The 278-nt window shown below is 61.9% G+C and carries 1 pseudogene; it reads left to right on the top strand.

Annotated features, from left to right (window positions below):
- A pseudogene (locus CKO33_RS13305) lies at window positions 1–267 on the top strand (hypothetical protein); the annotation flags it as partial.
- Window positions 268–278 lie beyond the last annotated feature (11 nt).

The raw sequence follows: 278 nt of genomic DNA, 5'->3' as shown, positions 1-278 counted from the left end.
CTTGAGGCCCTTGAAGAGCAGGTCGTCCTTATGCGACTGCTCGGCGAGGCAACCGCGGGGGAGGCTGGCGAGGTTACGGTCCGCATCGGCGCCGAGAACACCGATGTACCTTTCCAATCGACCTCGTTAGTGGCGAGCACCTACGGTCCCGAGGATGCCTTGTCGAGTCTTGGCGTCGTCGGGCCGACCCGAATGGACTACCCCTCAACCATGGCAGCTGTGCGAGCCGTGGCCCGTTATGTGGGCCGGTTCCTGGCAGAAGGATGATTCTTGAGTAA

Source organism: Ectothiorhodospira mobilis, from assembly GCF_016584115.1.
GTDB lineage: Bacteria > Pseudomonadota > Gammaproteobacteria > Ectothiorhodospirales > Ectothiorhodospiraceae > Ectothiorhodospira > Ectothiorhodospira mobilis.
The sequence above is the reverse complement of the archived record's forward strand: the minus strand, read 5'-3'. Positions and strand labels throughout refer to the sequence as shown.